The 24,726-nt window shown below is 63.2% G+C and carries 25 protein-coding genes, 1 other RNA gene and 1 pseudogene; 17 read left to right on the top strand and 10 right to left on the bottom strand.

Annotated features, from left to right (window positions below; all coding sequences use genetic code 11):
- The first annotated feature begins 14 nt into the window (after nucleotides 1–14).
- The 8 genes from argB to V1283_RS40825 all read left to right on the top strand — a co-directional run bounded on the left by argB (nucleotide 15) and on the right by V1283_RS40825 (nucleotide 7,978).
- Nucleotides 15–911 carry an acetylglutamate kinase gene (gene argB, locus V1283_RS40860; protein WP_334392225.1) on the top strand — a complete coding sequence of 299 codons (897 nt, stop codon included), beginning with the start codon at nucleotides 15–17 and terminating at the stop codon, nucleotides 909–911.
- A 44-nt stretch (nucleotides 912–955) separates the two neighbouring features.
- Nucleotides 956–1,969, top strand: a complete 1,014-nt coding sequence (locus V1283_RS40855; RefSeq protein ID WP_334392224.1) for a DUF1036 domain-containing protein — start codon at nucleotides 956–958, stop codon at nucleotides 1,967–1,969.
- Between the two features lie 172 nt (nucleotides 1,970–2,141).
- Nucleotides 2,142–2,840: a pyrimidine 5'-nucleotidase gene (locus tag V1283_RS40850; protein WP_334392223.1), complete on the top strand. Its 699-nt coding sequence runs from the start codon at nucleotides 2,142–2,144 to the stop codon at nucleotides 2,838–2,840.
- 177 nt (nucleotides 2,841–3,017) lie between these two features.
- A complete protein-coding gene (dapD, locus tag V1283_RS40845) occupies nucleotides 3,018–3,863 on the top strand; it encodes a 2,3,4,5-tetrahydropyridine-2,6-dicarboxylate N-succinyltransferase (RefSeq protein ID WP_334392222.1) in 846 nt (281 codons plus the stop codon).
- A gap of 237 nt (nucleotides 3,864–4,100) precedes the next feature.
- Nucleotides 4,101–5,435, top strand: coding sequence for a hypothetical protein (locus tag V1283_RS40840; RefSeq protein ID WP_334392221.1), 1,335 nt, complete (start codon nucleotides 4,101–4,103; stop codon nucleotides 5,433–5,435).
- Nucleotides 5,436–5,506: 71 nt separating this feature from the next.
- The gene (locus V1283_RS40835) at nucleotides 5,507–6,124 is read left to right on the top strand and encodes a DUF805 domain-containing protein (protein WP_334392220.1); all 618 of its coding nucleotides are present in this window, start codon (nucleotides 5,507–5,509) and stop codon (nucleotides 6,122–6,124) included.
- A complete protein-coding gene (gene dapE, locus V1283_RS40830; protein ID WP_334392219.1) occupies nucleotides 6,117–7,271 on the top strand; it encodes a succinyl-diaminopimelate desuccinylase in 1,155 nt (384 codons plus the stop codon). Before V1283_RS40835 ends, dapE begins: the two co-directional genes overlap by 8 nt.
- A complete protein-coding gene (locus V1283_RS40825) occupies nucleotides 7,268–7,978 on the top strand; it encodes a hypothetical protein (protein ID WP_334392218.1) in 711 nt (236 codons plus the stop codon). Before dapE ends, V1283_RS40825 begins: the two co-directional genes overlap by 4 nt.
- A 56-nt stretch (nucleotides 7,979–8,034) precedes the next feature.
- Here V1283_RS40825 and truA read toward each other — a convergent pair whose 3' ends face one another.
- From truA to def, 3 genes are all read right to left on the bottom strand, one after another.
- The gene (gene truA / locus V1283_RS40820) at nucleotides 8,035–8,772 is read right to left on the bottom strand and encodes a tRNA pseudouridine(38-40) synthase TruA (protein WP_334392216.1); all 738 of its coding nucleotides are present in this window, start codon (nucleotides 8,770–8,772) and stop codon (nucleotides 8,035–8,037) included.
- Nucleotides 8,772–9,704: a methionyl-tRNA formyltransferase gene (gene fmt / locus V1283_RS40815; protein WP_334392215.1), complete on the bottom strand. Its 933-nt coding sequence runs from the start codon at nucleotides 9,702–9,704 to the stop codon at nucleotides 8,772–8,774. The genes truA and fmt overlap by 1 nt, the downstream gene beginning before the upstream one ends.
- 138 nt (nucleotides 9,705–9,842) lie before the next feature.
- The gene (gene def, locus V1283_RS40810) at nucleotides 9,843–10,370 is read right to left on the bottom strand and encodes a peptide deformylase (protein ID WP_247521734.1); all 528 of its coding nucleotides are present in this window, start codon (nucleotides 10,368–10,370) and stop codon (nucleotides 9,843–9,845) included.
- Nucleotides 10,371–10,541: 171 nt separating this feature from the next.
- Between def and V1283_RS40805 the strand changes: the two genes are divergently transcribed.
- The 3 genes from V1283_RS40805 to V1283_RS40795 all read left to right on the top strand — a co-directional run bounded on the left by V1283_RS40805 (nucleotide 10,542) and on the right by V1283_RS40795 (nucleotide 13,667).
- Nucleotides 10,542–11,750 carry a DNA recombination protein RmuC gene (locus V1283_RS40805; protein WP_334392214.1) on the top strand — a complete coding sequence of 403 codons (1,209 nt, stop codon included), beginning with the start codon at nucleotides 10,542–10,544 and terminating at the stop codon, nucleotides 11,748–11,750.
- Between the two features lie 69 nt (nucleotides 11,751–11,819).
- The gene (locus V1283_RS40800) at nucleotides 11,820–12,119 is read left to right on the top strand and encodes a GIY-YIG nuclease family protein (RefSeq protein WP_334392213.1); all 300 of its coding nucleotides are present in this window, start codon (nucleotides 11,820–11,822) and stop codon (nucleotides 12,117–12,119) included.
- A gap of 183 nt (nucleotides 12,120–12,302) precedes the next feature.
- Nucleotides 12,303–13,667: an AmpG family muropeptide MFS transporter gene (locus V1283_RS40795; RefSeq protein WP_334392212.1), complete on the top strand. Its 1,365-nt coding sequence runs from the start codon at nucleotides 12,303–12,305 to the stop codon at nucleotides 13,665–13,667.
- A gap of 142 nt (nucleotides 13,668–13,809) precedes the next feature.
- Here the strand turns inward: V1283_RS40795 and V1283_RS40790 are convergent, their stop codons facing one another.
- The 5 genes and pseudogenes from V1283_RS40790 to ffs all read right to left on the bottom strand — a co-directional run bounded on the left by V1283_RS40790 (nucleotide 13,810) and on the right by ffs (nucleotide 17,249).
- The gene (locus V1283_RS40790) at nucleotides 13,810–14,229 is read right to left on the bottom strand and encodes a hypothetical protein (protein WP_442895822.1); all 420 of its coding nucleotides are present in this window, start codon (nucleotides 14,227–14,229) and stop codon (nucleotides 13,810–13,812) included.
- Nucleotides 14,230–14,252: 23 nt separating this feature from the next.
- Nucleotides 14,253–14,858 carry a recombination mediator RecR gene (gene recR, locus V1283_RS40785; RefSeq protein ID WP_334392210.1) on the bottom strand — a complete coding sequence of 202 codons (606 nt, stop codon included), beginning with the start codon at nucleotides 14,856–14,858 and terminating at the stop codon, nucleotides 14,253–14,255.
- A gap of 1 nt (nucleotide 14,859) precedes the next feature.
- Nucleotides 14,860–15,180, bottom strand: a complete 321-nt coding sequence (locus V1283_RS40780) for a YbaB/EbfC family nucleoid-associated protein (RefSeq protein WP_334392209.1) — start codon at nucleotides 15,178–15,180, stop codon at nucleotides 14,860–14,862.
- 24 nt (nucleotides 15,181–15,204) lie between these two features.
- A pseudogene (locus tag V1283_RS40775) lies at nucleotides 15,205–17,044 on the bottom strand (DNA polymerase III subunit gamma/tau).
- A gap of 108 nt (nucleotides 17,045–17,152) precedes the next feature.
- Nucleotides 17,153–17,249: signal recognition particle sRNA small type (gene ffs, locus V1283_RS40770), an RNA gene on the bottom strand.
- Nucleotides 17,250–17,498: 249 nt separating this feature from the next.
- On the opposite strand from ffs, the gene V1283_RS40765 reads away from it, so the two are divergent.
- The 6 genes from V1283_RS40765 (at nucleotide 17,499) to V1283_RS40740 (ending at nucleotide 22,396) form a co-directional block, all read left to right on the top strand.
- A complete protein-coding gene (locus V1283_RS40765; RefSeq protein WP_334392208.1) occupies nucleotides 17,499–17,924 on the top strand; it encodes an HIT family protein in 426 nt (141 codons plus the stop codon).
- Nucleotides 17,925–17,928: 4 nt separating this feature from the next.
- Nucleotides 17,929–18,879: an NAD(+) diphosphatase gene (nudC, locus tag V1283_RS40760; protein ID WP_334392207.1), complete on the top strand. Its 951-nt coding sequence runs from the start codon at nucleotides 17,929–17,931 to the stop codon at nucleotides 18,877–18,879.
- Nucleotides 18,880–18,959: 80 nt separating this feature from the next.
- Nucleotides 18,960–19,922 carry a sugar kinase gene (locus V1283_RS40755; RefSeq protein ID WP_334393353.1) on the top strand — a complete coding sequence of 321 codons (963 nt, stop codon included), beginning with the start codon at nucleotides 18,960–18,962 and terminating at the stop codon, nucleotides 19,920–19,922.
- Nucleotides 19,923–19,990: 68 nt separating this feature from the next.
- The gene (locus V1283_RS40750) at nucleotides 19,991–20,491 is read left to right on the top strand and encodes an Lrp/AsnC family transcriptional regulator (RefSeq protein ID WP_108512319.1); all 501 of its coding nucleotides are present in this window, start codon (nucleotides 19,991–19,993) and stop codon (nucleotides 20,489–20,491) included.
- Between the two features lie 120 nt (nucleotides 20,492–20,611).
- On the top strand, nucleotides 20,612–20,905 hold the full coding sequence (locus tag V1283_RS40745; protein ID WP_334392205.1) for a hypothetical protein: 294 nt from the start codon (nucleotides 20,612–20,614) through the stop codon (nucleotides 20,903–20,905).
- Nucleotides 20,906–20,926: 21 nt separating this feature from the next.
- Nucleotides 20,927–22,396 (top strand): methyl-accepting chemotaxis protein, encoded by a 1,470-nt coding sequence (locus V1283_RS40740; protein ID WP_334392204.1) that lies wholly within the window; start codon nucleotides 20,927–20,929, stop codon nucleotides 22,394–22,396.
- A 142-nt stretch (nucleotides 22,397–22,538) separates the two neighbouring features.
- Here V1283_RS40740 and V1283_RS40735 read toward each other — a convergent pair whose 3' ends face one another.
- Both V1283_RS40735 and V1283_RS40730 read right to left on the bottom strand, forming a co-directional pair.
- Nucleotides 22,539–24,038, bottom strand: a complete 1,500-nt coding sequence (locus V1283_RS40735) for a phosphomannomutase/phosphoglucomutase (protein ID WP_334392203.1) — start codon at nucleotides 24,036–24,038, stop codon at nucleotides 22,539–22,541.
- 123 nt (nucleotides 24,039–24,161) lie between these two features.
- Nucleotides 24,162–24,665: a TIGR02281 family clan AA aspartic protease gene (locus V1283_RS40730; RefSeq protein WP_334393351.1), complete on the bottom strand. Its 504-nt coding sequence runs from the start codon at nucleotides 24,663–24,665 to the stop codon at nucleotides 24,162–24,164.
- Nucleotides 24,666–24,726: the final 61 nt, after the last annotated feature.

Here is a 24,726-nt window from a genome sequence, read left to right as displayed (position 1 = left end):
GCGAGACCCGCTTCATGACATCAGCGCCGAATATCAGCCCGCTCGATCAGGCCCGCATCCTGTCGGAAGCGCTGCCGCATATGCAGCAATATGACGAGGAAACCATCGTCATTAAATATGGCGGCCACGCCATGGGCGCGGAGGAAACCGCAAAAGCCTTTGCCCGCGACATCGTGCTGCTGGAGCAGACCGCGATCAATCCGGTGGTCGTGCATGGCGGCGGCCCGCAGATCGCGACCATGCTCAAGCGGCTCGGCATCCAATCCGAATTCGCCGCAGGACTTCGCATCACCGACGCCGCCACGATCGAGATCGTCGAGATGGTGCTGGCCGGCTCGGTCAACAAGCAGCTGGTCGGCTACATCAACGAAGCCGGCGGCAAGGCGGTGGGCCTAAGCGGCAAGGACGGCAACATGGTGAAGGCGTCGAAGACGACGCGCACCATGGTCGATCCGGATTCCAACATCGAAAAGGCCGTCGATCTCGGCTTCGTCGGTGACCCCGACAAGGTGGATCTGACGCTGCTGAACCAGTTGATCGGCTATGAGCTGATCCCGGTGCTGGCGCCGCTTGCGACCTCGCATGATGGCCAGACGCTGAACGTGAATGCCGACACCTTTGCCGGCGCGGTGGCGGGCGCGCTGAAGGCCAAGCGGCTGCTGCTCTTGACCGACGTTCCCGGCGTGCTCGACAAGTCGAAGAAGCTGATTCCGGAATTATCGGTGAAGGATGCGCGAAAACTGATCGCCGACGGCACGATTTCCGGCGGCATGATCCCCAAGGTCGAGACCTGCATCTACGCGCTGGAACAGGGCGTGCAGGGCGTCGTCATCATCGACGGCAAGATGCAGCACGCGGTCTTGTTGGAATTGTTCACCAACCAGGGCACCGGCACGCTGATCCACAAGTGACCCGCGCGATCTCCCCGACCCCTGCGCTCGCGCTCCGCGCAAGAATGCGGCGGTATGGGAGACGCACGATCCTCGCGCTGCCGGCGGCGGCGATCTCGCTGTTCGTTTCCGCCCCGCCCGCATTTGCTGATCTGAAACTCTGCAACCGCATGAGCTATGTGGTCGAGGCCGCGATCGGCATCGACGACAAGGCAGCGACCGCCACACGCGGCTGGTTCCGGATCGATCCCGCCGCCTGCCGCGTGGTGCTGCAGGGCGCGCTGACCGCCGACCGCATCCTCTTGAATGCCCGCGCGCTTGGCGTCTACGGCGCCTCGCCGATCCCGCAGAACGGCAGCGATACGCTGTGCATCGGCCCGGAGAATTTCGTGATCGCCGCCGCCCGCCAGTGCCGCGGCAACCAGACGCCTGCGCCCTTTACCCAGATCACGCCGACGCGGACCGATGACGGCAACCTCGTCGCCTACCTCGCGGAGGATTCCGAATATGACGACGAGCAGGCGCGGCTGGCCGGCATCCAGCGGCTGCTTATCATCGCGGGCTATGATGCCGCGCCGATCGACGGTGTCGACGGACCGAAGACGCAAAGCGCGCTCGCCGCGTTCCTGAAGAGCCGCGGGCTCGCCGCCGAAATCGTGCAGTCGCAGAATTTCTTCACCGCCATGATCGAGGCCGTGCAGAAGCCGTCCTCTTCGGGGCTGACCTGGTGCAACGACACGCCGCACAAGATCATGGCGGCGGTCGCCACCGACGACGGCAAGGCGGTGACCAGCCGCGGCTGGTACCGCATCGATCCCGGCAAGTGCCTGCATCCCGACGTGACCGGCCAACCCAAACAGGTCTACAGCTTTGCCGAAGCCATCGACGGCGAAAACCGCGCCATCAAATACCGGGACAGGCCGCTGAACTGGGGCGGGGCGAAAGAGCTCTGCACGCGCGAGAGCAAGTTCGAAATTAGCGAACAGGGCGATTGCGGCACCCGCGGGCTTGCGCCGATCGGCTTTGCGCCGGTCGATATGAGCAGCGGCGGCAAGACGCTGCGATTTGCGATGCCGTGATGGGACTGCACCACTCTATCGTCGTCCCCGCGTACGCGGGGACCCATAACCACCGAACTGAGTTTTGGTTACGACGCCACCCAAGACCAAAGGCGACAAGCACCGTGCACACCAATAACCGCCGCGGCGTATGGGTCCCTGCGTTCGCAGGGACGACGGATTGAGACGGCAAATGAAAACAAATTCGCCCCGCCCCTTCACGCATATCGAGACCTGGGTGTTCGATCTCGACAACACCCTCTACCCGCACCACGTCAATCTGTGGCAGCAGGTCGACGCACGGATCGGCGAGTTCATCAGTGCATTTCTGAAAATCTCCGCGGAAGAAGCCCGCGTGATCCAGAAGGATTATTATCGCCGCTACGGCACCAGCATGCGCGGCATGATGACCGAGCATGGCGTGCACGCCGACGATTATCTGGCCTATGTGCACAAGATCGATCACTCGCCGCTGGAGCCGAATCCGGCGATGGGGGCTGCGATCGCAAAGCTTCCCGGGCGCAAGCTGATCCTGACCAACGGCTCGACCGATCACGCCGGCGCGGTGCTGGAACGGCTCGGTCTGGCTGCGCATTTCGAGGCGGTGTTCGACATCATCGCCGCCGAACTGGAACCAAAGCCGGCGCCGCAGACCTACGACAAATTTTTGCGCGTCCATGGCGTGGATCCCTCGAAATCGGCGATGTTCGAGGATCTCGCCCGCAACCTCGTGGTGCCGCACCAGCTCGGCATGACCACGGTGCTGGTGGTGCCTGACGGCGCAAAGGAAGTGGTGCGCGAGGATTGGGAGTTGGAAGGCCGCGATGCGGCCTACGTCGATCATGTCACGGATGATTTGACGGGGTTTTTGCAGAGGTTGAGCGCCTCGTAGCCCGGATGGAGCGAAGCGCAATCCGGGGGCTCCCTCGCAAGTGGAGAGCCGTCCCGGATTGCGCTTCGCTCCATCCGGGCTACGAGGCTTTCGCAGGGACGACATCCCGCCTTGACTCTCCCCTCCCAAATCCCGAAAAAGCCCGTCAACTTCGCCCGAAAGCCTAAGGAAATCCCGATGTCCCTGTCCGCGCTCGAATCCACCGTCAACGCCGCCTTCGATGCCCGCGACGGCGTTTCGACGTCGACCAAGGGCGAGGTTCGCGAGGCTGTCGATCACGCGCTCGAACTGCTCGACAAGGGCGAGACGCGGGTTGCCGAGCGCGGGACTGACGGCAAGTGGAAGGTCAATCAGTGGCTGAAGAAGGCGGTGCTGCTGTCGTTCCGCCTCAACGACATGAGCGCCATTCCCGGCGGCCCCGGCAAGGCCGCGTGGTGGGACAAGGTACCGTCGAAGTTCGAGGGCTGGGGCGAGAACCGTTTTCGCGACGCAGGTTTTCGCGCCGTCCCCGGCGCGATCGTGCGCCGCTCGGCCTTCATCGCCCGCAACGTCGTGCTGATGCCGTCTTTCGTCAATCTCGGCGCCTATGTCGATGAAGCGACCATGATCGACACCTGGTCGACCGTCGGCTCCTGCGCGCAGATCGGCAAGCGCGTACATATTTCCGGCGGCGTCGGCATCGGCGGCGTGCTCGAGCCGCTGCAGGCCGAGCCCGTGATCATCGAGGACGACTGCTTCATCGGCGCGCGCTCGGAAGTGGCCGAAGGCGTGATCGTACGCAAGGGCGCGGTGCTGGCGATGGGCGTGTTCCTCGGCGCCTCCACCAAGATCGTCGACCGCGTAACCGGCGAGACTTTTATCGGCGAGGTACCGGAATATTCGGTGGTGGTTCCCGGGGCGCTGCCCGGCAAGCCGCTGCAGAATGGCCAGCCCGGCCCGTCGACCGCCTGCGCCGTGATCATGAAGCGCGTCGACGAGCGCACCCGCTCCAAGACCAGCATCAACGAGCTGCTGCGGGATTAAGGCACGACCGGCTCCGGGAAACAGAACCAGGCTTTCATTCGATCCGAACACGCCGCGCCCCGCCATTTGAGGCGGGACGCGCGAAAACTTTTGCAGCACAGGTTATCCCCCGCGACGACGCTGCCGTCCGCCGATCAATCCTCCGTGCGCAGTGCTCTTCGCGCTGGAGTAGCAGGCGCGAAGATGCAATTATAGATCGATTATTTTAGCAAAGTTTATTTTAGCGGGAGATTTCCCATGCACAGATGCATCTTGCTCGGTGCGACGTTCTTGGCTTTTGCCGTTCCAGCCACGGCTGTAGCCGGCACCTTTCCAGATTCGCATGATCCGGTGCCGGCGAACTGGCGCGGACCCGTTTTCCGGTTGAGTCAGCAATTCCCGACCATCGACCCATCGAAAGCAACACCTGCGCCGACCTATCCCTGGCAGCAGATCGATTTCCATACCAAGCCGGCAGAGTACATCAAGGCGGTCTTCGACTACGTGCAGGAAGGCAACCGCGAAGTCGACTGGGCTGTCCAGAACAATGCCGTCCGGCCCTGGTACCACGCACCGTGGATGCATTCTGGCGAGAAGGGCCGCGAGTTCGTCAGAGGTCTGACGCGTGAACGCTTCACGCCGGCGCCGCGGCCGGGGGAAACGGGCGAACTTGGACCGCAACAAACCGTATGCGCGCAGAATTGGGCGGTCGGCTTTCTCAATGCGCCGGGCGGCTATGTTCTCGGGCAAGTCTGGGCCAATCCCGACGCGCCCGATCCCCTCAAGGCGCTGTTTCCCGAGGGGACTGTCGCCGCCAAGTTGTTGTTTACCGCCGCATCCCTCGATCAGGTTCCCTACCTGAACGACACGCTGGAATGGGACGCCAATATCAACACGCTGACCGCGGGCGATACGCGATGTACGACCGGCACCGCGCGATCGATCCAGAAGGTCCGTTTGCTGCAAATGGACCTGGCGATCAGGGACAGGCGCGCCACTGAAACCGGATGGGTGTTCGCAACCTATTCCTACGATGGCAGCCGCGGCGGCGCTGGCTGGTGGGAGCGGATGGTGCCGGTCGGCGTGATGTGGGGCAATGATCCCGACCTCAATCAGGCGGCGTTCGACGCCGGAAAGCGGGTGACGCAGAGCTGGATCAATCCCGACCTGCGGACCCCGCAGCATCTCGGCTATCTCGGTAGGCTCAACGGCCCCGTCGATAACCCCATATCATCCTGTCTCTCGTGCCACATGACGGCGGAAGTACCGGCGCGAACCAGTATACTTCCCCCTACTCAACGACCACCGCCCGCTCCGGTCATTGATCCGATGCCTTGGTTTGGAAACATGCCGGCAGGAAATAGTCTCGATCAACGCTCGATCGGCACGGATTACAATCTGCAGATATCCAACGGCATCCAGAACTTCCAGATGTGGAAGCAGGCGAAGGACGGCTTCGTGGCACCACAGCCGCGGCCTACGGCCGGCCCTGGGCCGCTCGCTATGCCCGCGCCGAGCGCTGCGGCGCCGGCAGCGGATGACGGGCAAGTTCTCGTCATCGACGGCCAGCGGGTCTACCGGGTCGAGCGGTAGCGTTCGAACCGATCGGCCGCCCATGCGACCAATGTCCGGAGCCGCGGTTTGCCGCGGCTGCGGAGTTTCGCATGGACTGGACCTGGTACCTGTTCCGCTTTGACGGCCGTATCAACCGCGCCAAATTGTGGCTCGCGGGGCTGGTGCTCTTGGCGCTGATGATGGCGGTGGGGACGGCGATCGCTGCGATCCACAGCCTGTTCGGCGGCGGCACAGCCTTCCATTTCGGCGCCTCGGATCTCTTCAAGCTCGTCGATCCCGAAGCGTACCGGTCGCTGACATGGGCCGACCTGCCCCGGCTCGTCGTCAAGCTGTTCGTGACATCGCCGCTGATGTGGGTCTATTTCGCGATCTCCATCAAGAGGCTGCATGACCGCGACAAGAGCGGCTGGTGGATGGTGCCGTTCTTCGCGGTGCCCGGCCTCTACAACCAGTTTGCAGACCGGCTTCCGGATTCACCTGCCGACCTGCCGCTCGCGTTTGCCACGGGTGCGCTCTACCTGTGGGGCTTCATCGAGATGTACTGTCTGAAGGGCTCGCGTAAGACCAACCGGTTCGGCGCCGACCCGCTTGCACCGAAGCCGCGGCCCGATACGCGGCCGCCGTGGGACCAGCAGAGCGAGATCGAAATGGTGCCGCACAAGGCTGGCCCGCCGCCGGTTTGGCGTGTTAAGCCGGGGTATGAATGACGCCGTTACCATTACCCGCGACCTCGTCCGCTGCCCGTCCGTCACTCCTGCCGATGCCGGCGCGCTCGGCGTCCTCGAACGCCTGCTGAAGGACGCCGGCTTCGAGGTGCATCGCGTCACCTTCGGCGAGCCCGGCACATCGGACATCGACAACCTCTACGCCCGCATCGGCGACAGCGCGCCGCACATCACCTTTGCCGGACATACCGACGTGGTGCCGCCCGGCGACGAAACCGCGTGGACGCTCGGCGCGTTCTCGGGCGAGGTGAAGGACGGTTTCCTCTATGGCCGCGGCGCGGTCGATATGAAGGGCGGCATCGCCTGCAGCGTCGCGGCGGTGCTGCAATATCTCGCCGACGTCGGCGGCAAGCCGAAGGGCTCGATCTCGTTTCTGATCACCGGCGACGAGGAGGACATTTCCGTCAACGGGACCATCAAGCTGTTGAAATGGTGCGCCGAGCGCGGCGAGAAATTCGATCATTGCGTGCTGGGCGAACCTTCCAATGTTGAGGTCTTAGGCGACTGCATCAAGATCGGCCGCCGCGGCTCGCAATCCGGTACGCTCTATGTCGACGGCGTGCAGGGCCACGTCGCCTATCCGCACCGCGCGGCCAATCCAGTGCCGGATATTTCGCGGCTGATCGTGGCGCTCTCCGACGAGCCGCTCGATCACGGCAGCGCGCAGTTTCAGGCTTCCAACCTCGAATTCACGTCCGTCGACGTCGGCAACACCGCAAGCAATGTGATCCCCGGGCAGGCGCGCGCAAAGTTCAACATCCGCTTCAACGACAACCACACCCAGGAGACGCTGCGCGCGCTGGTCGAGGAACGCCTGGCCAAAGCCTGCGGCAACCGCATCCGCGCCCGTATCGTCTGGGAATATTCCAACTCAAACGTGTTCGTGACAAAACCCGGCGCCTTGACCGATCTCGCTGTCAGCGCGATCGAGGAAGTCACGGGGCGCAAGCCGGAGCTCTCCACCTCCGGCGGCACCTCGGATGCGCGCTTTATCTCGGGCTATTGCCCGGTGATCGAGTTCGGTCTGGTCGGCCAGACCATGCACCAGATCGACGAACGCACGCCGGTGTCGGATCTGGAGAAACTGACGAAGATCTATCGCGGAGTGCTGGACAGGTATTTTGAGTGAGCACGAGGCAGAGCAACCTCAACATGTGCCGTCGCCGGATTTTGTCGGCAGTTGGAGCACTGGTCGCAAGTTTTGGATGCTTTTCCGCCCACACTCAAGATATTCAGATTCTTGATGACTTTGTCTGGGCTCGCATCAAGGCGACCGGCGAGGTCGTGGCCCTTTCGCGAAGCGATCCCTCGTTTAACTACTTTGACATTGGAGATCTCGCTCTTGATAGGCGTCCCCTGGTTGAGAGGAGCCTCGATCGCTTAGCCGTGGCGGCAGGGCTGACGATAGAGCACACCCCAAAGAAGAGCTCTTCGATTGCGATCTTTCACGACACAAAGGTATTCACCCGCCTCAAGAACGACAAGCAAGCTTTCCGCAGCTTGGGCATCCCGGATGACATAATCGGCGATCTGGAGAATCGACTCGTTGACGACATAAAATGCCTCACGGCGACAAGATCGGACGACGCGCAAGACATTTTCCTGACGATTGTCTTGCTATCCGAAAAATCCGATGTGCACGGCTGTATGCTCTCTGGATTGATCAATTCCTTCGGGGTTCGCGCTCGTGAAATCGATGAAAAAACTCTCCTCAGCACCTGCATTCTGCATGAAGGTCGCCGGCTCGGATTCCGTAACCGCGATAGTCTCTCCGGTGAAATGGCGGGGCTTCGGGATCGTTGCCTGACGAAGTTGGGCGGGCTTGATCGGAAATGAGGGACGAGTCTCAGCAATGCAGAAGCGGTTGAGAGCCGCTTCTGCAGATCACTGAATCAATACTCCACCCGCACCAGATAGAGCCCCTCCGGCGGCGCCACGGGGCCGCAGGCGGCGCGGTTGCGCGCGGCGAGTGCGGCGGCGAGGTCGTCGGCGCTCCAGCGGCCTTCGCCGACCCAGACCAGCGAGCCAACCATCGAGCGCACCTGGCTGTGCAGGAACGACCGCGCGGAGGTGAGGATCGAAACCTCGTCGCCGTCCCTGATCACGTCGAGCTGGTCGAGTGTCTTCTCCGGCGATTTCGCCTGGCATTCGGTGTCGCGAAAGGTCGTGAAATCGTGCTTGCCGAGCAGGCGTTGGGCGGCGATGTGCATCGCGTCCGTATCGAGATGACGCGGTATCCGCCAGCTTCGCTTGATGTCGAGCGCGAGATTGGCGCGGTGGTTGGTGATGCGGTAGCGGTAGTGACGCCTTTTGGCGGAGAAACGCGCTTCGAAATCATCGGCAACGATTTCCGCCGAGAGCACGCCAATCGGATGCGGACGCAGATGCGCGTTCAGCCCATCGCGCAGCCGCCCTGGCGGAAACGGCTTTTCGATATCGCAATGCGCGACCTGCGCCAGCGCATGCACCCCGGCATCGGTGCGCCCCGAGCCATGGACGCGCACGTCCTCGCCGCAGATCGCCTTTACCGCCGTCTCCAGCGCGCTCTGCACGGTCGGCGCGTTGTCCTGGATCTGCCAGCCCGAGAACGGCGTGCCGTCATATTCGATGATGAGTTTGTAGCGGGGCATCAGTTTAGCCGCGCGGGAGGCTTCAGTGCCGTGCCACGCAGGAATTCCGCGGCCTTCATCGGCGCCTTGCCGGCGCGCTGCAGCTCGATGATACGAATGGCGCGGTCGCCGCAGGCGATGGCAAGATTGTCGTCAAGCACGTCGCCGGGCGCACCCGAGCCGTTGACGAGCTCACAGCGCAATATCTTGAGGCGTACCGGTTCCGCTTCCGCCGGCAGCTCGCACCAGGCGCCGGGAAACGGTGACAGCCCGTGAATGTGCCGCAGCACTTCGCGCGCGGGCCGCGTCCAGTCGATCCGCGCTTCGGCCTTCTCGATCTTGGCCGCGTAGGTGACGCCGTCTTCGCTCTGTTTCTGGAGTTGCAGCCCGCCGCGAGCGAGCCCACCCATCGCGCGCACCATCAAGTCGGCGCCGAGCGGCGCCAGCGCATCATGCAGATCGGCGGCGGTCATGGTGTCCGTGATCGCCAGCCGCTCGGCCATCGCGACATCGCCGGTGTCGAGGCCTATATCCATCTTCATCACCATCACGCCGCTCTCGGCATCACCTGCCATGATCGCGCGGTTGATCGGCGCGGCGCCACGCCAGCGCGGCAGCAGCGAGGCATGCAGGTTGAAGCAGCCGAGCGGTGGCGCATCGAGGATGGCCTGCGGCAGGATCATGCCGTAGGCGACGACGACGGCCGCATCGGCATGGTGCGCGCGAAATTCGTCGAGCGCTTCCGGGGTCTTCAGCGTCGTCGGCGTCAGCACGGGAATCCCGAGCCGCCGCGCTTCCTGTTCGACTGGCGTCGGCTGCAGCTTCATGCCGCGCCCCGCCGGCTTCGGCGCGCGGGTGTAGACGGCCACGACCTCGTGGCCGTGGGCGACGAGTTCCAGCAGCGTCGGCACCGCGAAATCGGGCGTGCCCATGAAGATCAGGCGGAGGGACATGGCGCGGACGAACCCGTTCTGAGCTAGGTCTATCCGTCATGCCCGGGCTTGTCCCGGGTATCCACGTTCTTCCTTCCTGGCGCGAAGGACGTGGATGGCCGGGACGAGCCCGGCCATGACGGCTGAGAGAATCGCGAATTACTCCGCCGCGCGCTTGGCGGCCTTGGTAAATTTCTTCATCACGCGGTCGCGCTTCAGCTTCGACAGATAGTCCACGAACAGCACGCCGTTGAGGTGGTCGATCTCGTGCTGGATGCAGGTGGCGAACAGGCCGTCGGCGTCCTCTTCGTGCACCTTGCCGTCGAGATCGGTGAAGCGGATGCGAACCTGCGCCGGGCGCTCGACCTCCTCGTAATATTCGGGGATCGAAAGGCAGCCTTCTTCGTAGACCGACAATTCCTCGGACGAGGAGATGATTTCCGGATTGATGAACACCCGCGGCCTCGGCTTGGTCTCGCCGTTCTCGTCCTTCTTGGCGAGGTCCATGGTGATCAGCCGCAAGGGCTGCGCGACCTGGATCGCCGCGAGCCCAATGCCGGGCGCGTCGTACATGGTCTCGAACATATCGTCGGCGAGCTTGCGGATCTCCGTCGTCACCTTCTCGACGGGCTTGGAGACAAGCCGCAATTGCTTGTCCGGCAGGATGATGATTTCTCTTAAGGCCATAGCGCGCGATTTAAGCTGCTGATTTGTCGCGGTCAATGCGCCGGGGCCTCCGTTAAGGCGGCCTTAACCATGATTTTTAAGGCGGCGTTAACCACGAAAATTAATCCCTCATTTACCATAAATGTTCCCTCTTCGTTCGCGAAAGCCGGCGAATCGGGCTACAAGTCGGGCATGAATGAAATTCTCTTCATCGTCGGCGATCTGCCGATTCACGTCGGCGAGGCGCTGGCAGGTTTTGGCGTGCTCGCTTTGCTGCTGCTGCTGACGATTGCCATCGTCATTGCCCGCTCCGGCCGCCGGGGTGCGGAACTGGCGATGGCGCAGGCGATCCGCGCCGACGAGTTGGAAGAGCGCTTGAGCGAGATGCTGCGGGCGCAGAGTGAGTCGACCGGCCGGGTGGACGCCATGGCCCAATCGCTGGCCGGCCGCCAGGCCGAGATGGCGCGCGCGGTCAACGAGCGGCTGGATTCGGTGACGCACCGCGTCGGCCAGTCGATGGAAGCGACCACGCGCCACACCATGGACAGCCTGCGTGTGCTGCACGAGCGGCTTGGCATCATCGACAACGCGCACAAGAACCTCACCGACCTGACGTCTCAAGTGACCACGTTGCGCGACGTGCTCGCCAACAAGCAGTCGCGCGGCGCGTTCGGCCAGGCGCGGATGGAAGCGATCGTGCAGGACGGCATGCCGCAGGGCTCCTACGAGTTCCAGTATACGCTCTCATCAGGCAAGCGGCCGGATTGCGTGGTGTTCCTGCCCGACCAGCGCCCGCTTTGCATCGACGCGAAATTTCCGCTGGAAGCGATGACCGCGCTGCACGACGCGCGCAGCGACGAGGAGCGCAAATTCGCCACCCAGCGCCTGCGCAACGACGTGATGAAACACGTCAACGATATCGCCGAGAAATATCTGATCACCGGCGAGACCCAGGATACCGCGCTGATGTTCGTGCCGTCGGAATCGGTCTATGCCGAAATCCACGACGGTTTTGACGACGTGATCCAGAAGGCCTACCGCGCCCGCGTCGTGCTGGTGTCGCCCTCGCTCTTGATGCTGGCGATCCAGGTGATGCAGCAGATTTTGAAAGACGCGCGCATGCGCGATGCCGCCGACCAGATCCGCACCGAGGTGCTCAACCTCGGCGACGATCTGGGGCGCCTGCGCGAGCGCGTGCTGAAGCTGCAGAAGCATTTTGGCGACGTCAACGAGGACGTTCGGCAGATATTGATTTCCGCCGACAAGATCGAGAAGCGCGCCGGGCGAATCGAGGAACTCGATTTCAGCAAGACCGATGCGCCGGTGGAAGTGCCGCGCTTCGTCAAGAGTGAGACGGCCGAACTGTTCCCCGCCCCGCGCAAGCTGCAGGCGGGGGAGTAGTATTTCTTGGGCTGCAGCGACAAAAATCGCCCGGCTTGACCGGGCGACCCAGTATTCCAGAGACGGCAGATGGGAGCACGCAGCTACTACGTCTACATTCTCGCCAGCCGCATCGGCGGCACACTTTACATCGGCGTGACGAATGACCTCATCCGACGGGTTGGTGAGCATCGTCTCGAACTCATGAAAGGCTTCACGAAGCGATATGGCGTTCACAAACTGGTCTATTTCGAACAGTTCGATGATATTGAGAATGCGATAGTTCGCGAGAAACGACTAAAGAAATGGAATCGAGCTTGGAAAATCCGACTGATCGAAGAGCTCAATCCGAATTGGGACGATCTTTATCCGGGCATAGCAGGCGGCTGACTTTCCCGGGCACATGCCAGTTTCCGCTGTCATACCCGCGAAGGCGGGTATCCAGTATTCCGAGGCGTCACTGCTAATCACGGACTTCGCGGAATACTGGATCGTCCGCCTTCGCGGACGATGACAGCCGTTGGGTGGAGATAACTGTCTTTCTGCGGCCCGAATCTCTGCTAACACCTCTTCATGACAGCACCTGACGCCGCCCCAGCATCAGCCACGCCGCCCCCCTCACCTTCCTGGCGTGACGGCCTGGCTGTCTATCTCCAGCCGCGCGTGCTGATCGTGCTGATGCTCGGGTTCTCCTCCGGACTGCCGCTGGCGCTATCGGGCTCGACACTTCTGGTGTGGATGCGCGAGTCCGGCGTCGATCTTGTCACCATCGGGCTGTTCGCAATGGTCGGCACACCCTACACGCTGAAATTCCTCTGGGCGCCGCTGGTCGATGCGCTGCATGTGCCATTTTTCACCCGCGCCTTCGGTCGCCGCCGCGGCTGGCTGGTGTTTTCGCAATTGCTGTTGATCGGAGCGATCCTGTTGCTGGCGCTGACGGACCCGGCGCGCTCGCCGCTATTCGTGGCGCTCGGTGCGCTGCTGGTCGCGACCATGTCATCCACCCAGGACATCGTGGTCGACGCGTTTCGCGTCGAGAGCCTGCCCGAGAGCGAGCAGGCCGCCGGCATGGCGTCCTATGTCGCGGCCTATCGGATCGGCATGCTGGTCTCTACTGCCGGTGCGCTGTTCATCGTCAGCGGATTCGAGGGCACCGGCATCACACGCAGCGCGGCGTGGATGTGGGGCTATGTGGTGATGGCCGCGATGGTGCTGATCGGCACGATCACGGCCCTTGTCGCGACCGAGCCCGAGCAGTCCGCGCGCGCCGAGGCTGCGACGCGCAGTGAAAGCGCGTTCACCCGCGTGCTGCATGCCGCGATCGGCGCGTTCTCCGAATTCCTGGCCCGCCGCGACGCCTTCGCGGTGCTCGCCTTCGTGGTGTTGTTCAAGTTCACCGACGCGTTTTCCGGCACCATGACCGCGCCGTTCGTGATCGACCTCGGCTTCACCCGCAACGACTATGCCGCGATCGTCAAGGGCGTCGGCCTCGCGGCGACCCTGATTGGCGGCTTCGCCGGCGGCTTCGTGGCGCGACGCTATTCGCTGACGACGAGCCTGTGGATCGGCGGTGTGCTGCAGGCGGTCGCCAACCTGTCGTTCTCGTGGCTTGCGTTTGTCGGCGTCAATCAGTGGGCGCTGGCGTTCGCGATCACGGCGGAAAATTTCACCAGCGCCATCGGCACCGTGATCTTCGTCGCCTATCTCTCGGCACTGTGCCGAAATCCGCTGCACACCGCGACCCAATATGCGTTGCTGACGGCGCTGGCGGCCGTAGGGCGGACGTATCTTTCATCGGGCGCAGGCTATGTGGCGAAGGCAACCGGCTGGCCGATGTTTTTTGTCATCTGCATGCTGGTCGCAATCCCGAGCCTGATCCTGCTCGCCTGGCTGCAGCGCCGCGGACACTTCGAGGCGCTGGGGCCGGTGAAGGTTTAGTCACTTGTAGCCCGGATGGAGCGAAGCGAAATCCGGGGCAGGTCCGACCGCGGCGAAGAAATCCCGGATTGCGCTTCGCTCCATCCGGGCTACGAGGTTCGTCCGACAACAATAATCCAGCGCCCGATCCGCGTGAAAGATCCTAGTGCTTGGTCACCACGCTCCATTTGGTGATGACGGCTTCGCTCATCTGCCCGGCGTCCTGCGCGCAGGCGACCTCGTCGACCTTGACGGATATTTCCTTGCCGATGAAGTTCTTCAGCTGCGCGGCCTGGGCGTCGCTTGAGGTGACGAGCTGGAACGTCTCGGGTCCGGTTTCGAGATTGCATAGCCCGTTCGGCGGTGGCAGCCGGCGCGGTTCGCTGGTGATCTGGTAGGTCGCGGCGCGCTTGCTCTTCTTGCCGCCCTTCATGGCGTTGAGTTCACCGGACAGGACATCGCCGGCATTGATCGGCTTGCCGGGCTTCGGATCGGCCTGCTGCGCCCCCGCGGACGGCGCGGCGAAGGCCACCGCCATCATGAAAACAAAACAGGAGCGCTTGCCGAATCGTCGTTTCGTCATGTCGATCAGTTCCGTTGTGTTGGCTAAAACAGCGTTCGCTGCCGCATGGCAGCCGATAGCGTACCTTCGTCGAGATAATCAAGCTCGCCGCCGACAGGCACGCCATGCGCGAGCCGGGTCACCTTGACGTTGGCGTCCTGCAGGAGATCGGTGATGTAATGGGCGGTGGTCTGGCCATCAACCGTTGCGTTCAGCGCCAGAACGATCTCGCCGACTTGTGATTCGTGCGCGCGCGCCACCAGCGCATCGATGGTCAGGTCCTGCGGACCGACGCCGTCGAGTGGTGACAATGTGGCGCCGAGCACGTGATAGCGGCCGTTGGTCGCGTTCGCCCGTTCCAGCGCCCAGAGATCGGCGACGTCGGCGACCACGACGATGGTCGAGGGATCGCGGCGCGGGTCGGTGCACACCGTGCAGGGATTTTGCGTGTCGATATTGCCGCAGGTCTTGCAGACCTGAATCTTGTCGATCGCGACCTGCAGGGCGCCCGCGAGCGGCATCATCAGCGCTTCGCGCTTCTTGATCAGGTGCAGCGCCGCGCGCCGCGCCGAGCGCGGACCGAGCCCCGGCAGGCGCGCCAGGAGCTGGATCAGACGTTCGATCTCGGGGCCGGCAACGCTGGCGGCCATTTCAGGTGAGGCCAAGTCCGGGGGGCAGGCCGAGCCCGCCGGTCAGCGCCTGCATCTTTTCCTGCATCGCCAGTTCCGCCTTGCGCCGCGCGTCGTTGTGCGCGGTCACCAGCAGGTCTTCGAGCACCTCGCGCTCTTCCGCCTTCATCAGTGACGGGTCGATCTTGACGCCCCTCACTTCCATCTTGGCGGTCATGCGCACGGCCACCAGTCCGCCGCCGGAAATGCCCTCGACCTCGACGTTGCCGAGCTCTTCCTGCATCGCCTGCATCTTGGATTGCAGCTGCGCTGCCTGCTTCATCATGCCGAGGAAATCAGCCATTCGTTCGTCCTCTTGAGAGTTCGATCAGTCGTCGTCGCCGTCGGAACTCTCGTTCAGGTCGTCAGCGTTAATATTGGATTCCGGCGGCTCGGCGGCAAGCCGGCGCACCTCGACCACTTTGGTGCCGGGAAATCGCGCCAGCACCTCCTGCACCCGCGGATCGGCCTCCGCGGCACGCGCGTGCTCGTTCCTCGCCTGCTCATTCTGCGAGCGCAGCGTCGGCTGGCCCGCCTCGTTGGAGACGACCACGGTCCAGCGCCGCCCGGTCCATAATTCCAGCTTGCGGGAGAGGTCGTTGACCAGCCCCCGCGCCGCATTGCGCTCCAGCGCCACTTCCAGCCGCCCGTCCTCGAAGCGAACGAGGCGCATATCGGATTCCAGCGCCTGCTTGGTCAGGATATCGCGCTTCTCGCCGGCAAAGGGCTACGAGCTGCGGAAAAGTGGCGAGCCGCAGCACGGGTGCGGACTCGGCTTGCGCCGAGGGCGACATTTGCGGCCGCGCGAACGCTTCCGCGCCGGAGCGGGGCGAAGCAGGCGCGCGCATCGGCGAAGCGGCAGACATTGAAGATGCCGGTGCAGTCGGCGCAGCCCGTGACGGTGCAGCGCTGCCGGAGGTAACCTGCGATCCGCCGCCGTTCTGGTCGAGCATTTTCATCGCCTCGTCGGGCGTCGGCAAATCGGCGACATAGGCGATGCGGACCAGCACCATTTCGGCGGCGGCGGCCGGCCGGGTTGCGGTCTGCACCTCGGTGATGCCCTTGAGGAGCATCTGCCACATCCGCGACAGCACCCGCATCGAGAGCTTTGCGGCAAATTCGCGGGCGCGGACGCGCTCGGTCTCGCCGAACGCGACGTTATCGGCGGTGGCGGGGACGATCTTCACGCGGGTGACGAAATTGACGAATTCGGCGAGGTCGGACAGCACCACGACCGGATCGGCGCCGACGTCATATTGGGCACGGAATTCGCCAAAGGCGCTGGCGATATCACCGCGCGCCAGATGCTCGAACAGATCGATCACCCGGGTGCGGTCGGCGAGACCGAGCATCTGCCGCACGGCGTCGGCACGGACCAGGCCCGCCGCATGCGCGATCGCCTGATCGAACAAAGAGAGCGAATCGCGCACCGAGCCTTCCGCGGCGCGGGCGATGATGCCGAGCGCCTCGGGCTCGACCTCGACGCCTTCCTTTTTTGCGATGTTGGAGAGATGCCCCATCAGCACATCCGCCTCGACCCGGCGGAGATCAAAACGCTGGCAGCGCGACAGCACCGTGACCGGGACTTTGCGGATTTCCGTAGTGGCAAAGACGAATTTGGCGTGCTCGGGCGGCTCCTCCAGCGTCTTCAGGAACGCATTGAAGGCCGCCGTCGACAGCATGTGGACTTCGTCGATGATGTAGATCTTGTAGCGGGCGCTGGCCGGCGCATAGCGCACGCTGTCATTGATCTGGCGGACGTCGTCGACGCCGGTATGGGAGGCGGCGTCCATTTCCAGCACGTCCATGTGCCGGCTTTCCATGATCGCCTGGCAGTGCACGCCGAGGTCGGGCATGTGGATGGTCGGCCCCTTCACCGAGCCATCAGGCTTCTCGTAATTGAGCGCGCGGGCGAGAATCCGCGCCGTGGTGGTCTTGCCGACGCCGCGGACGCCGGTCAGGATCCAGGCCTGCGGAATCCGGCCCGTTTCGAACGCATTCGAAACGGTTCGGACCATGGCCTCCTGGCCGATCAGGTCGTCAAAACTGGAGGGGCGGTATTTTCGTGCCAGCACCCGGTAGGGCTTGGCGGTCTCGCCCTGGCCAAGAGCAAAACCGCCTTGGCCGGCGCCGTCGGACTTGTCGGGGGGAGCGCCAGCATCACTCATCGGTCGATCCGCAATTGATTGTCACTCGGGGCCGGCTTGCGGAAAGGAACGAAATCAGGCGCACGGCGCGGACCTCTCCGCCCCTGGCGCGATTCGCTCGAAAAACAGGTAGGAGACTGACGAGCGACCCGATCCGGACCTCGTTAGGGCTGCTTCCTTCCGGACCTGACCCGGTTGGCGAGTGGCTCGTCCACCGCCAATCTCCCGGTCCTTATTTGGGGCCAAAAGGGCCGGAAAGCAAGCGGGGTTGGTGGGTACCACGCGCCGGAACACCCCCCATTTCGTCATGGCCGGGCTTGACCCGGCCATCCACGTCTTGCCTTTTTAGTCGCGCACAAAAAAAGACGTGAATGCCCGGGACACCTAGCGCGAAAACGCGCTTCTGCCCGGGCATGACGGGGAGTTGTTTGCGGCGCTACTCTCTGCAAGGCTACTTTAGGAATAGAGAACACGTATGCCCTCTGACGCCTCCGACTGGTCACTGCACTCCCAGCTCAAAAAGGACACGATCGACATCGGCGACCTGCCGCTGTGCAAGGTCCTGGTCATCAAGGATGCGCATTACCCGTGGCTGCTGCTGGTGCCGCGCCGGGAGGGTGCGGTGGAAATCATCGACCTCGACGAGGTCGCACAGGCCCAGTTGATGACCGAAATCTCACGCGTTTCGCGCGCGCTGAAAGAGGTCACCAAATGCGACAAGCTCAATGTCGCGGCGCTGGGTAATCTGGTGCCGCAGTTGCATGTCCATGTCATCGCGCGGCGCACCAGCGACGCGGCCTGGCCGCGCCCGGTCTGGGGCGTGATGTCGCCGCTCGCGCATGACGCCGAGGAAGTACAGAATTTCATCAACGCGCTTCGCCGCAAGATCTGGTTGGGTTGAACAGATGTCCGCATTTGAAAAATATCCGCTGGGGAAACCCGCTTTCGTTACCCATATTCTGGACCGCGCCGCGCATCTGCGCAGCAATGACGAAAAGCTGTTCGCGCTGGAGGGCCAGCGCAACGCCGGCGCCTATGTGATCTACCGCGACTCGCTTCTGGTGAAGCAGGAGGCCGATGGGCCGCGCGTGCTGCTCGGCATCGAAGAGGCCGTGAAGCTCGGCGCCAATCCCGGCACGATCTTTTTGGGGCTACGTGACGGCGCGCCAGTTTTCGGCATGGGCATTTCGGCCACGGCGGTGGAGAAGCTGATCACGCGCGACGACGTCGCCGTGACCGAGCTGCGCGGCATGGCGATGCAGGGCGCGGTGCCGCCGGAGCAGCTCTCGGCCATCGCGATGGCCAAATCGATGGTGACCTGGCACCAGCGCCACGGCTTCTGCGCCAATTGCGGCACCCGCACCGCGATGAAGGAAGGCGGCTGGAAGCGCGAGTGCCCGAGCTGCAAGGCCGAACATTTTCCGCGCACCGATCCGGTCGTGATCATGCTGGTCACGTCAGGCGAGAAATGCCTGCTCGGCCGGCAGAAGCAGTTCATGCCGGGGATGTGGTCGTGTCTGGCCGGCTTTGTCGAAGCGGCGGAGACCATCGAAGACGCGGTCCGCCGCGAGATTTTCGAGGAATCCGGCATCCGCTGCACGGACGTCAGCTATTACATGACGCAGCCATGGCCCTATCCGTCATCGCTGATGATCGGATGCGCCGCGCGCGCGCTCAACGAGGATATCGTGGTGGATCGCACGGAGCTCGAGGACGCGCGCTGGTTCAGCCGCGATGAGGTCGCGCTGATGCACCGGCGCGAACATCCTGACGGCTTATTTGCGGCGCATCCGTTTGCGATTGCGCACCATCTGATCGGCCGCTGGGTGCATGGGGGAAACGACACCGACGCATAGCGGGAACCGTCCAGGGACGAGTCGATTAACTCCGGACATTGGTTCCGGTTAGAGGCGGAACCGACATGACGGATTCCCGGATGAACTTTCAGGACAAAGCACCCAAAATCCCGCCACGCATTCTCTGCATCGGCATGCCGGTGCGCGACCTGACGTTCAATACACCCGGTGTTCCGGGGCGTGGCTCCAAGGAGAATGCGACAGGTTTCGACGAAATCTGCGGCGGCAACGCGCTCAATGGCGCGATCGGCATCGTTCGGCTCGGTGGCCGCGCCTCGATCTGCGGGCCGATGGGCGATGCCAAGGAAACATCGAGCCGCTTCATCTTCGATCAGATGGCGCATGAGGGCATCGAGACGAAACATCTCATCCACATGCCGGGGCTGGTGACTCCGATCTCGGCGGTGATGATCGATCCTTCCGGCGAGCGCACCATCGTGACCTTCCGCGATCCGGAACTGTGGCACGTGAAATTGCCCGATTTCGACACGCTGCTGGACGACTGCGCCGCCATTCTCACCGAGAGCCGCTGCGCGGAATTCTGCACCGAGCTGTGTGCCGAGGCGATCAGGCGCGGCATTCCGGTAATCGTCGACGTCGATCGCGCGATGTCGCTGCGCGAGGGGCTGCTGAACGCCTCCTCGCATTTGGTCTTCTCCAGCGAGCCGCTGCAGGAAACCGCTGACGTCACCGACGACGCCCAGGCGCTGAAGAAGATTGCAAAACTGACCCCGTCGTTCCTGGCGGGAACACGGGGCCCGAGGGGCACGATCTGGCTCGACGAGAAGGGCGAGATCCAGGAAACCCCGGCCTTCCCGGTGCATACGGTGGATACCCTCGGCGCCGGGGACGTATTCCATGGCGCGTTCGCGCTGGCCATCACCGAGAAGCAGGAGCTGCGGCAGGCCCTGCGATTCGCCTCAGCCGCTGCAGCGCTGAAATGCACCCGTTTCGGTGGCGCCTTCGCTGCCCCGCAACGTGCTGAAGTTGAAGAGCTTTTGAGTCACGGCCAAGTGGCCGACCGGGCATCGACTGAGCGATAGCAGGGCTTGCTATAGAAGAATTTTCTATATATGAGGGTATCAAACCTTTCGTATGGAACATTCTTCTCATGACCGACCTAGCCGTTCAGCTCCCTGAAGCCAACCGCCGCCTGGATGCCATCGATCGCAAGATCCTGACCGTGCTGCAGGAGGACGCCTCCCTGTCGGTCGCCGAGATCGGGGACCGGGTCGGGCTGTCGTCGACCCCGTGCTGGAAGCGTATCCAGCGGCTGGAAGCCGACGGCGTGATCCTGCGCCGGGTGGCGCTGGTCGACCAGAACAAGATCGGGCTCGGCATTTCGGTATTCGTCTCGGTCGAGAGCTCCGATCATTCGGAAGCCTGGCTGAAGACCTTCGCCAGTGCGGTCAGCGCCATGCCCGAGGTGATGGAGTTCTATCGCATGGCCGGCGACGTCGACTACATGCTGCGCGTCGTGGTCGCCGACATGGCGAGCTATGACGTGTTCTACAAGAAGCTGATCAGCGCCGTGCCGCTGAAGAACGTCACCTCGCGCTTTGCGATGGAGAAGATCAAGTCGGTGACGGCGCTGCCGGTGCCGGCCGCGTAAGTAACCTCCGTAATTCTACGGAGCGGGTCCGTTCACCGAACATTAGCCCTGTGTCCATAGACAGGGGGGATGGGTCGGAATGTCACACTCAGCCACAGGTGGCCCGCATGGCTCAACGCCGTGCTGTTGCTGATCGCCAGCTTCATCGGCGTCGCAGCACTGTCTTTTCAGGCTCGCCCAGGCACCGAAGTCGTGGCCGTAGCATTTCCCGTTTGGTGGGATTCTCAGCAGGCCTTCTCGGCCGCCGCTTCAGCCAATGCTGCAATCGTCCGCGTGACCGCCGTTCCATCGCTGCTGGTGGTGCGGCCCGACGGCATTGAGGGATTGTCACGGCTGCACGAGGCCGGGGCCTGGTTCGTAATCGATCCGCAAGCGATTGCGGCCTGTTTCACAAACAAAGCAGCTATTTATTGAATGCATATTGGGAAATCGGAAATGACCATTGAAAGCGATGATCTTGCAGCTTTGCGCGAAACGACCAGCAAGGCCTTGCTGGGATTGCTCTGGCTTCATGTTCCCATTGCGCTCGCCATCGGCCTGATGCGCGATAGCGGCTGGCTGGCGCCAACCGCGCTGATGGCGGCGATGGCGCTGGCCGCGACCCTGTCGTGGCGCACCTCGGGTAACGGGCTTTCGACGCGGCTGATCTTTGCCGTCGCCCTGATGGGCAGCGTGTCGGTGTTTACCTTCCAGTTCGCTGGCCATGCCTGGCAGGTCGACACGCACATGTATTTCTTCGCCACGCTGGCGTGTCTCCTCGCCTATTGCGACTATCGCCCGATCCTCGCCGGCGCGGTCGCGGTCGCGCTGCATCATCTGGTGCTGAACTTCCTGCTTCCGGCGGCGGTTTATCCCGGCGGCGCCGATCTCGGCCGCGTCGTGCTTCACGCCGTCATTCTTCTGATCGAGGCCGGCGTGCTGAGCTGGCTGGCGGTGAAGCTGTCCGGCCTGTTCGAGACGACCGCGCAGAAGACCGCCGAGGCGGAAGCGGCAAATGCCGCCGAAGCCCGAGCCAATATCGACCGGATGACCGCCGAACGGCAGGCCAAGCAGGACAGCGACGCGGCGCGCCGCGAACTCGCCGCGGGCTTCGAGCGCAAGATCGGCAGCATCGTCGAGGCGGTCACGATTGCTGCAACGAAAATGCAGGGCCTGTCATCGACCGTGAGCGGCGGCAATGCGGAAACGACGCGCAAGACGGCTGCCGCAGCAGCGGCTTCGAGCCAGGCTTCAACCAATGTCGAAACTGTAGCATCCGCGACTGAAGAGCTCACCGCGTCGATCAACAGCATCGCCCAGCAGGTGACGCGTTCGGCGGAGATCGCCGCCAAGGCCGCCGGGGACGCACGCCGCACCAATACCGTCGTCGAGGGGCTTGCCGCCGGTACGCAGAAGATCGGTGAGGTGGTGACGCTGATCCAGAATATCGCCAGTCAGACCAATCTGCTCGCCCTGAACGCCACGATCGAGGCGGCCCGCGCGGGTGAGCATGGCAGGGGATTCGCCGTGGTGGCGAGTGAAGTAAAGGCGCTGGCCAATCAGACCGCCAAGGCGACGGAGGAAATCTCCGCGCAGGTGCAGGATATTCAAAACGCCACGGGCGAAGCCGTCAACGCCATCCAGGTCATCGGCGGCACGATTGCCGAGATCGACGAAATATCGAGCCAGATCGCCGCAGCGGTCGAACAACAAGGCGCCGCGACGCAGGAGATAGCCGGCAACGTGTTGCAGGCAGCGAATGGCACCAAGGAAGTCAACGCCAACATCCTCAGCGTTACGCAAGCCACCGAACAATCCGGCAAGGCGGCGTCGAGCCTGCAGGAGGCCGCGAACGGATTGTCGTCGCAGTCCGCGCACCTGAAAGCCGAGGTGGGCAGCTTCCTCAATTCGCTACGCGTCGCGTAGGAATTAGAGAACACTGTCATCGCCCGCGAAAGCGGGCGATCCAGTATTCCAGAGACGTCAGCGATCTCACCGGGAAGCTGCGGCGTACTGGATCCCCGCCTGCGCGGGGATGACGAGCGCCCTGTACGAATGTCGCCTGCGATCAAATCTTCTGATTATACGCGCCGACTTCCGGATGCGCGCGCAGCACGGAATCCATCGCCTCGAACATGTCGCGCATCCGCGCTTCGCTCACCGGGCTCTCGACCACCACCACCAGTTCCGGCTTGTTCGATGAGGCCCGCACCAGGCCCCAGCTGCCGTCCTCGACGGTAACACGCACGCCGTTGACGGTGACGAGATCGCGGATCTTCTGGCCCGCAACCATGTCGCCCTTTTCCTGCAGCGCCTCGAAATGCTTCACCACGGCGTCGGCAACGCCGTATTTGGTTTCGTCGGCGCAATGCGGCGACATCGTCGGCGACGACCAGGTTTTCGGAATTGCGTTCTTCAGGTCGGCCATCGACTTGCCGGATGCGCGGTCGAGCATTTCGCAGATCGCAATCGCCGAGACGAGGCCATCGTCATAGCCGCGGCCGAACGGCTTGTTGAAGAAGAAGTGGCCGGACTTCTCGAACCCCGCCAGCGCGCCCATCTCGTTGGTGCGGCGCTTCATGTAGGAATGGCCGGTCTTCCAGTAGGCCACCTTCGCGCCCTGCTTCTGCAATATCGGGTCGGTTACGAACAGCCCGGTGGACTTCACGTCGACCACGAACTGCGCGTCCTTGTGGATCGCCGACATATCGCGCGCCAGCATCACGCCGACCTTGTCGGCGAAGATCTCCTCGCCGGTATTGTCGACCACGCCGCAGCGGTCGCCGTCACCGTCGAAGCCCAGGCCGACATCGGCCTTGTGCTTGAGCACCGCATCGCGGATCGCGTGCAGCATCTCCATGTCTTCGGGGTTCGGATTGTATTTCGGAAAGGTGTGGTCGAGTTCGGTGTCGAGCGGGATCACCTCGCAACCGATGGCTTCCATCACCTGCGGCGCGAACGCGCCCGCGGTGCCGTTGCCGCAGGCGACCACGACCTTCAGCTTGCGCGTGAGTTTTGGCCGCTTGGTGAGATCGGCGATATAGCGCGCCGGGAAGTTCTCGTGGAACTGATAGGAGCCGCCGGCCTTGTTGTTGAACTCGGCGTTGAGCACGATTTCCTTCAGCCGCGTCATCTCGTCGGGACCGAAGGTGAGCGGACGGTTGGCGCCCATCTTGACGCCGGTCCAGCCATTGTCGTTATGCGACGCGGTCACCATCGCCACACAGGGCACGTCGAGATCGAACTGCGCGAAATAGGCCATCGGCGTCACCGCCAGCCCGATGTCGTGCACCTTGCAGCCCGCCGCCATCAGGCCGGAAATCAGTGCATATTTGATCGAGGCCGAATAGCCGCGAAAATCATGGCCGGTAACGATTTCCTTGGCGACGCCGAGTTCCGCAATCAGCGCGCCGAGCCCCATGCCCAGCGCCTGAACGCCCATCAGGTTGATTTCCTTCTCGAACAGCCAGCGCGCGTCGTATTCGCGAAAGCCGGTTGCCTTCACCATGGGTCCGGATTCGAACTCATAGGTATTCGGAACCAGCACGGATTTGGGCTTGGGGAACATGGGCTGCCTTGTCGTGAAAATGCGTAAGGGAACACCGCAGCCATAGCGAATACGCAGGCCGGGCGATAGGCGGGACTGGCGCCTTGTGGCAGCTAATTAAGGCAGATTGGTAACCGGTAAACCTTACTGTTCCAGCACCAGCCTGCCGTTGGCGTATTCGAAGCGCTTTAGCTTCGACAGGAACGACAGGCCCAGCAGGTTCTCCGACAGCGCCTCATCAGGCAGCACCACGGCGTCGACGTCGCGCACCACGAGGCCGCCGAGATCGATCATGGCAAGCCGCGTGCGCGCGGCCTTGATGGTGCCGTTGGCGGTGGTCACGGTCGCGTTGTAGTCGTTGCGCGAAGGACGCAGGCCAAACCGGGCCGCGGACTTTTCGTTCAGCGCCACCAGCGAGGCGCCGGTGTCGACCATGAAATTGATGCGCTGACCGTCGATGTCACCGTCGGTCTGGAAATGGCCGCGCGCGTCGCTAGGAATGTCGAGGCTGCGGCCCGAAGCCTGCGCGACCGTTTGCGCGGGCACTTTTTTCGGCGACGGGCTGGCGGAGGCCGGCGCGAGCGACATCTTGTCCGCCATCTGCGCCATGTAGGTACCGAGACCAGCGAGAACGGCGGCAAGAATCATCAGGTTACGCATTACGCCACACTCGATTGCCAGACCGCCGATAACACCACGCCTGGGGCCA

The sequence above is a fragment of the Bradyrhizobium sp. AZCC 2262 genome (genome assembly GCF_036924535.1).
Taxonomy (GTDB): Bacteria; Pseudomonadota; Alphaproteobacteria; order Rhizobiales; family Xanthobacteraceae; genus Bradyrhizobium.
Note: the sequence above shows the minus strand (reverse complement) of the source record. Positions and strands in the feature narration are given on the sequence as shown.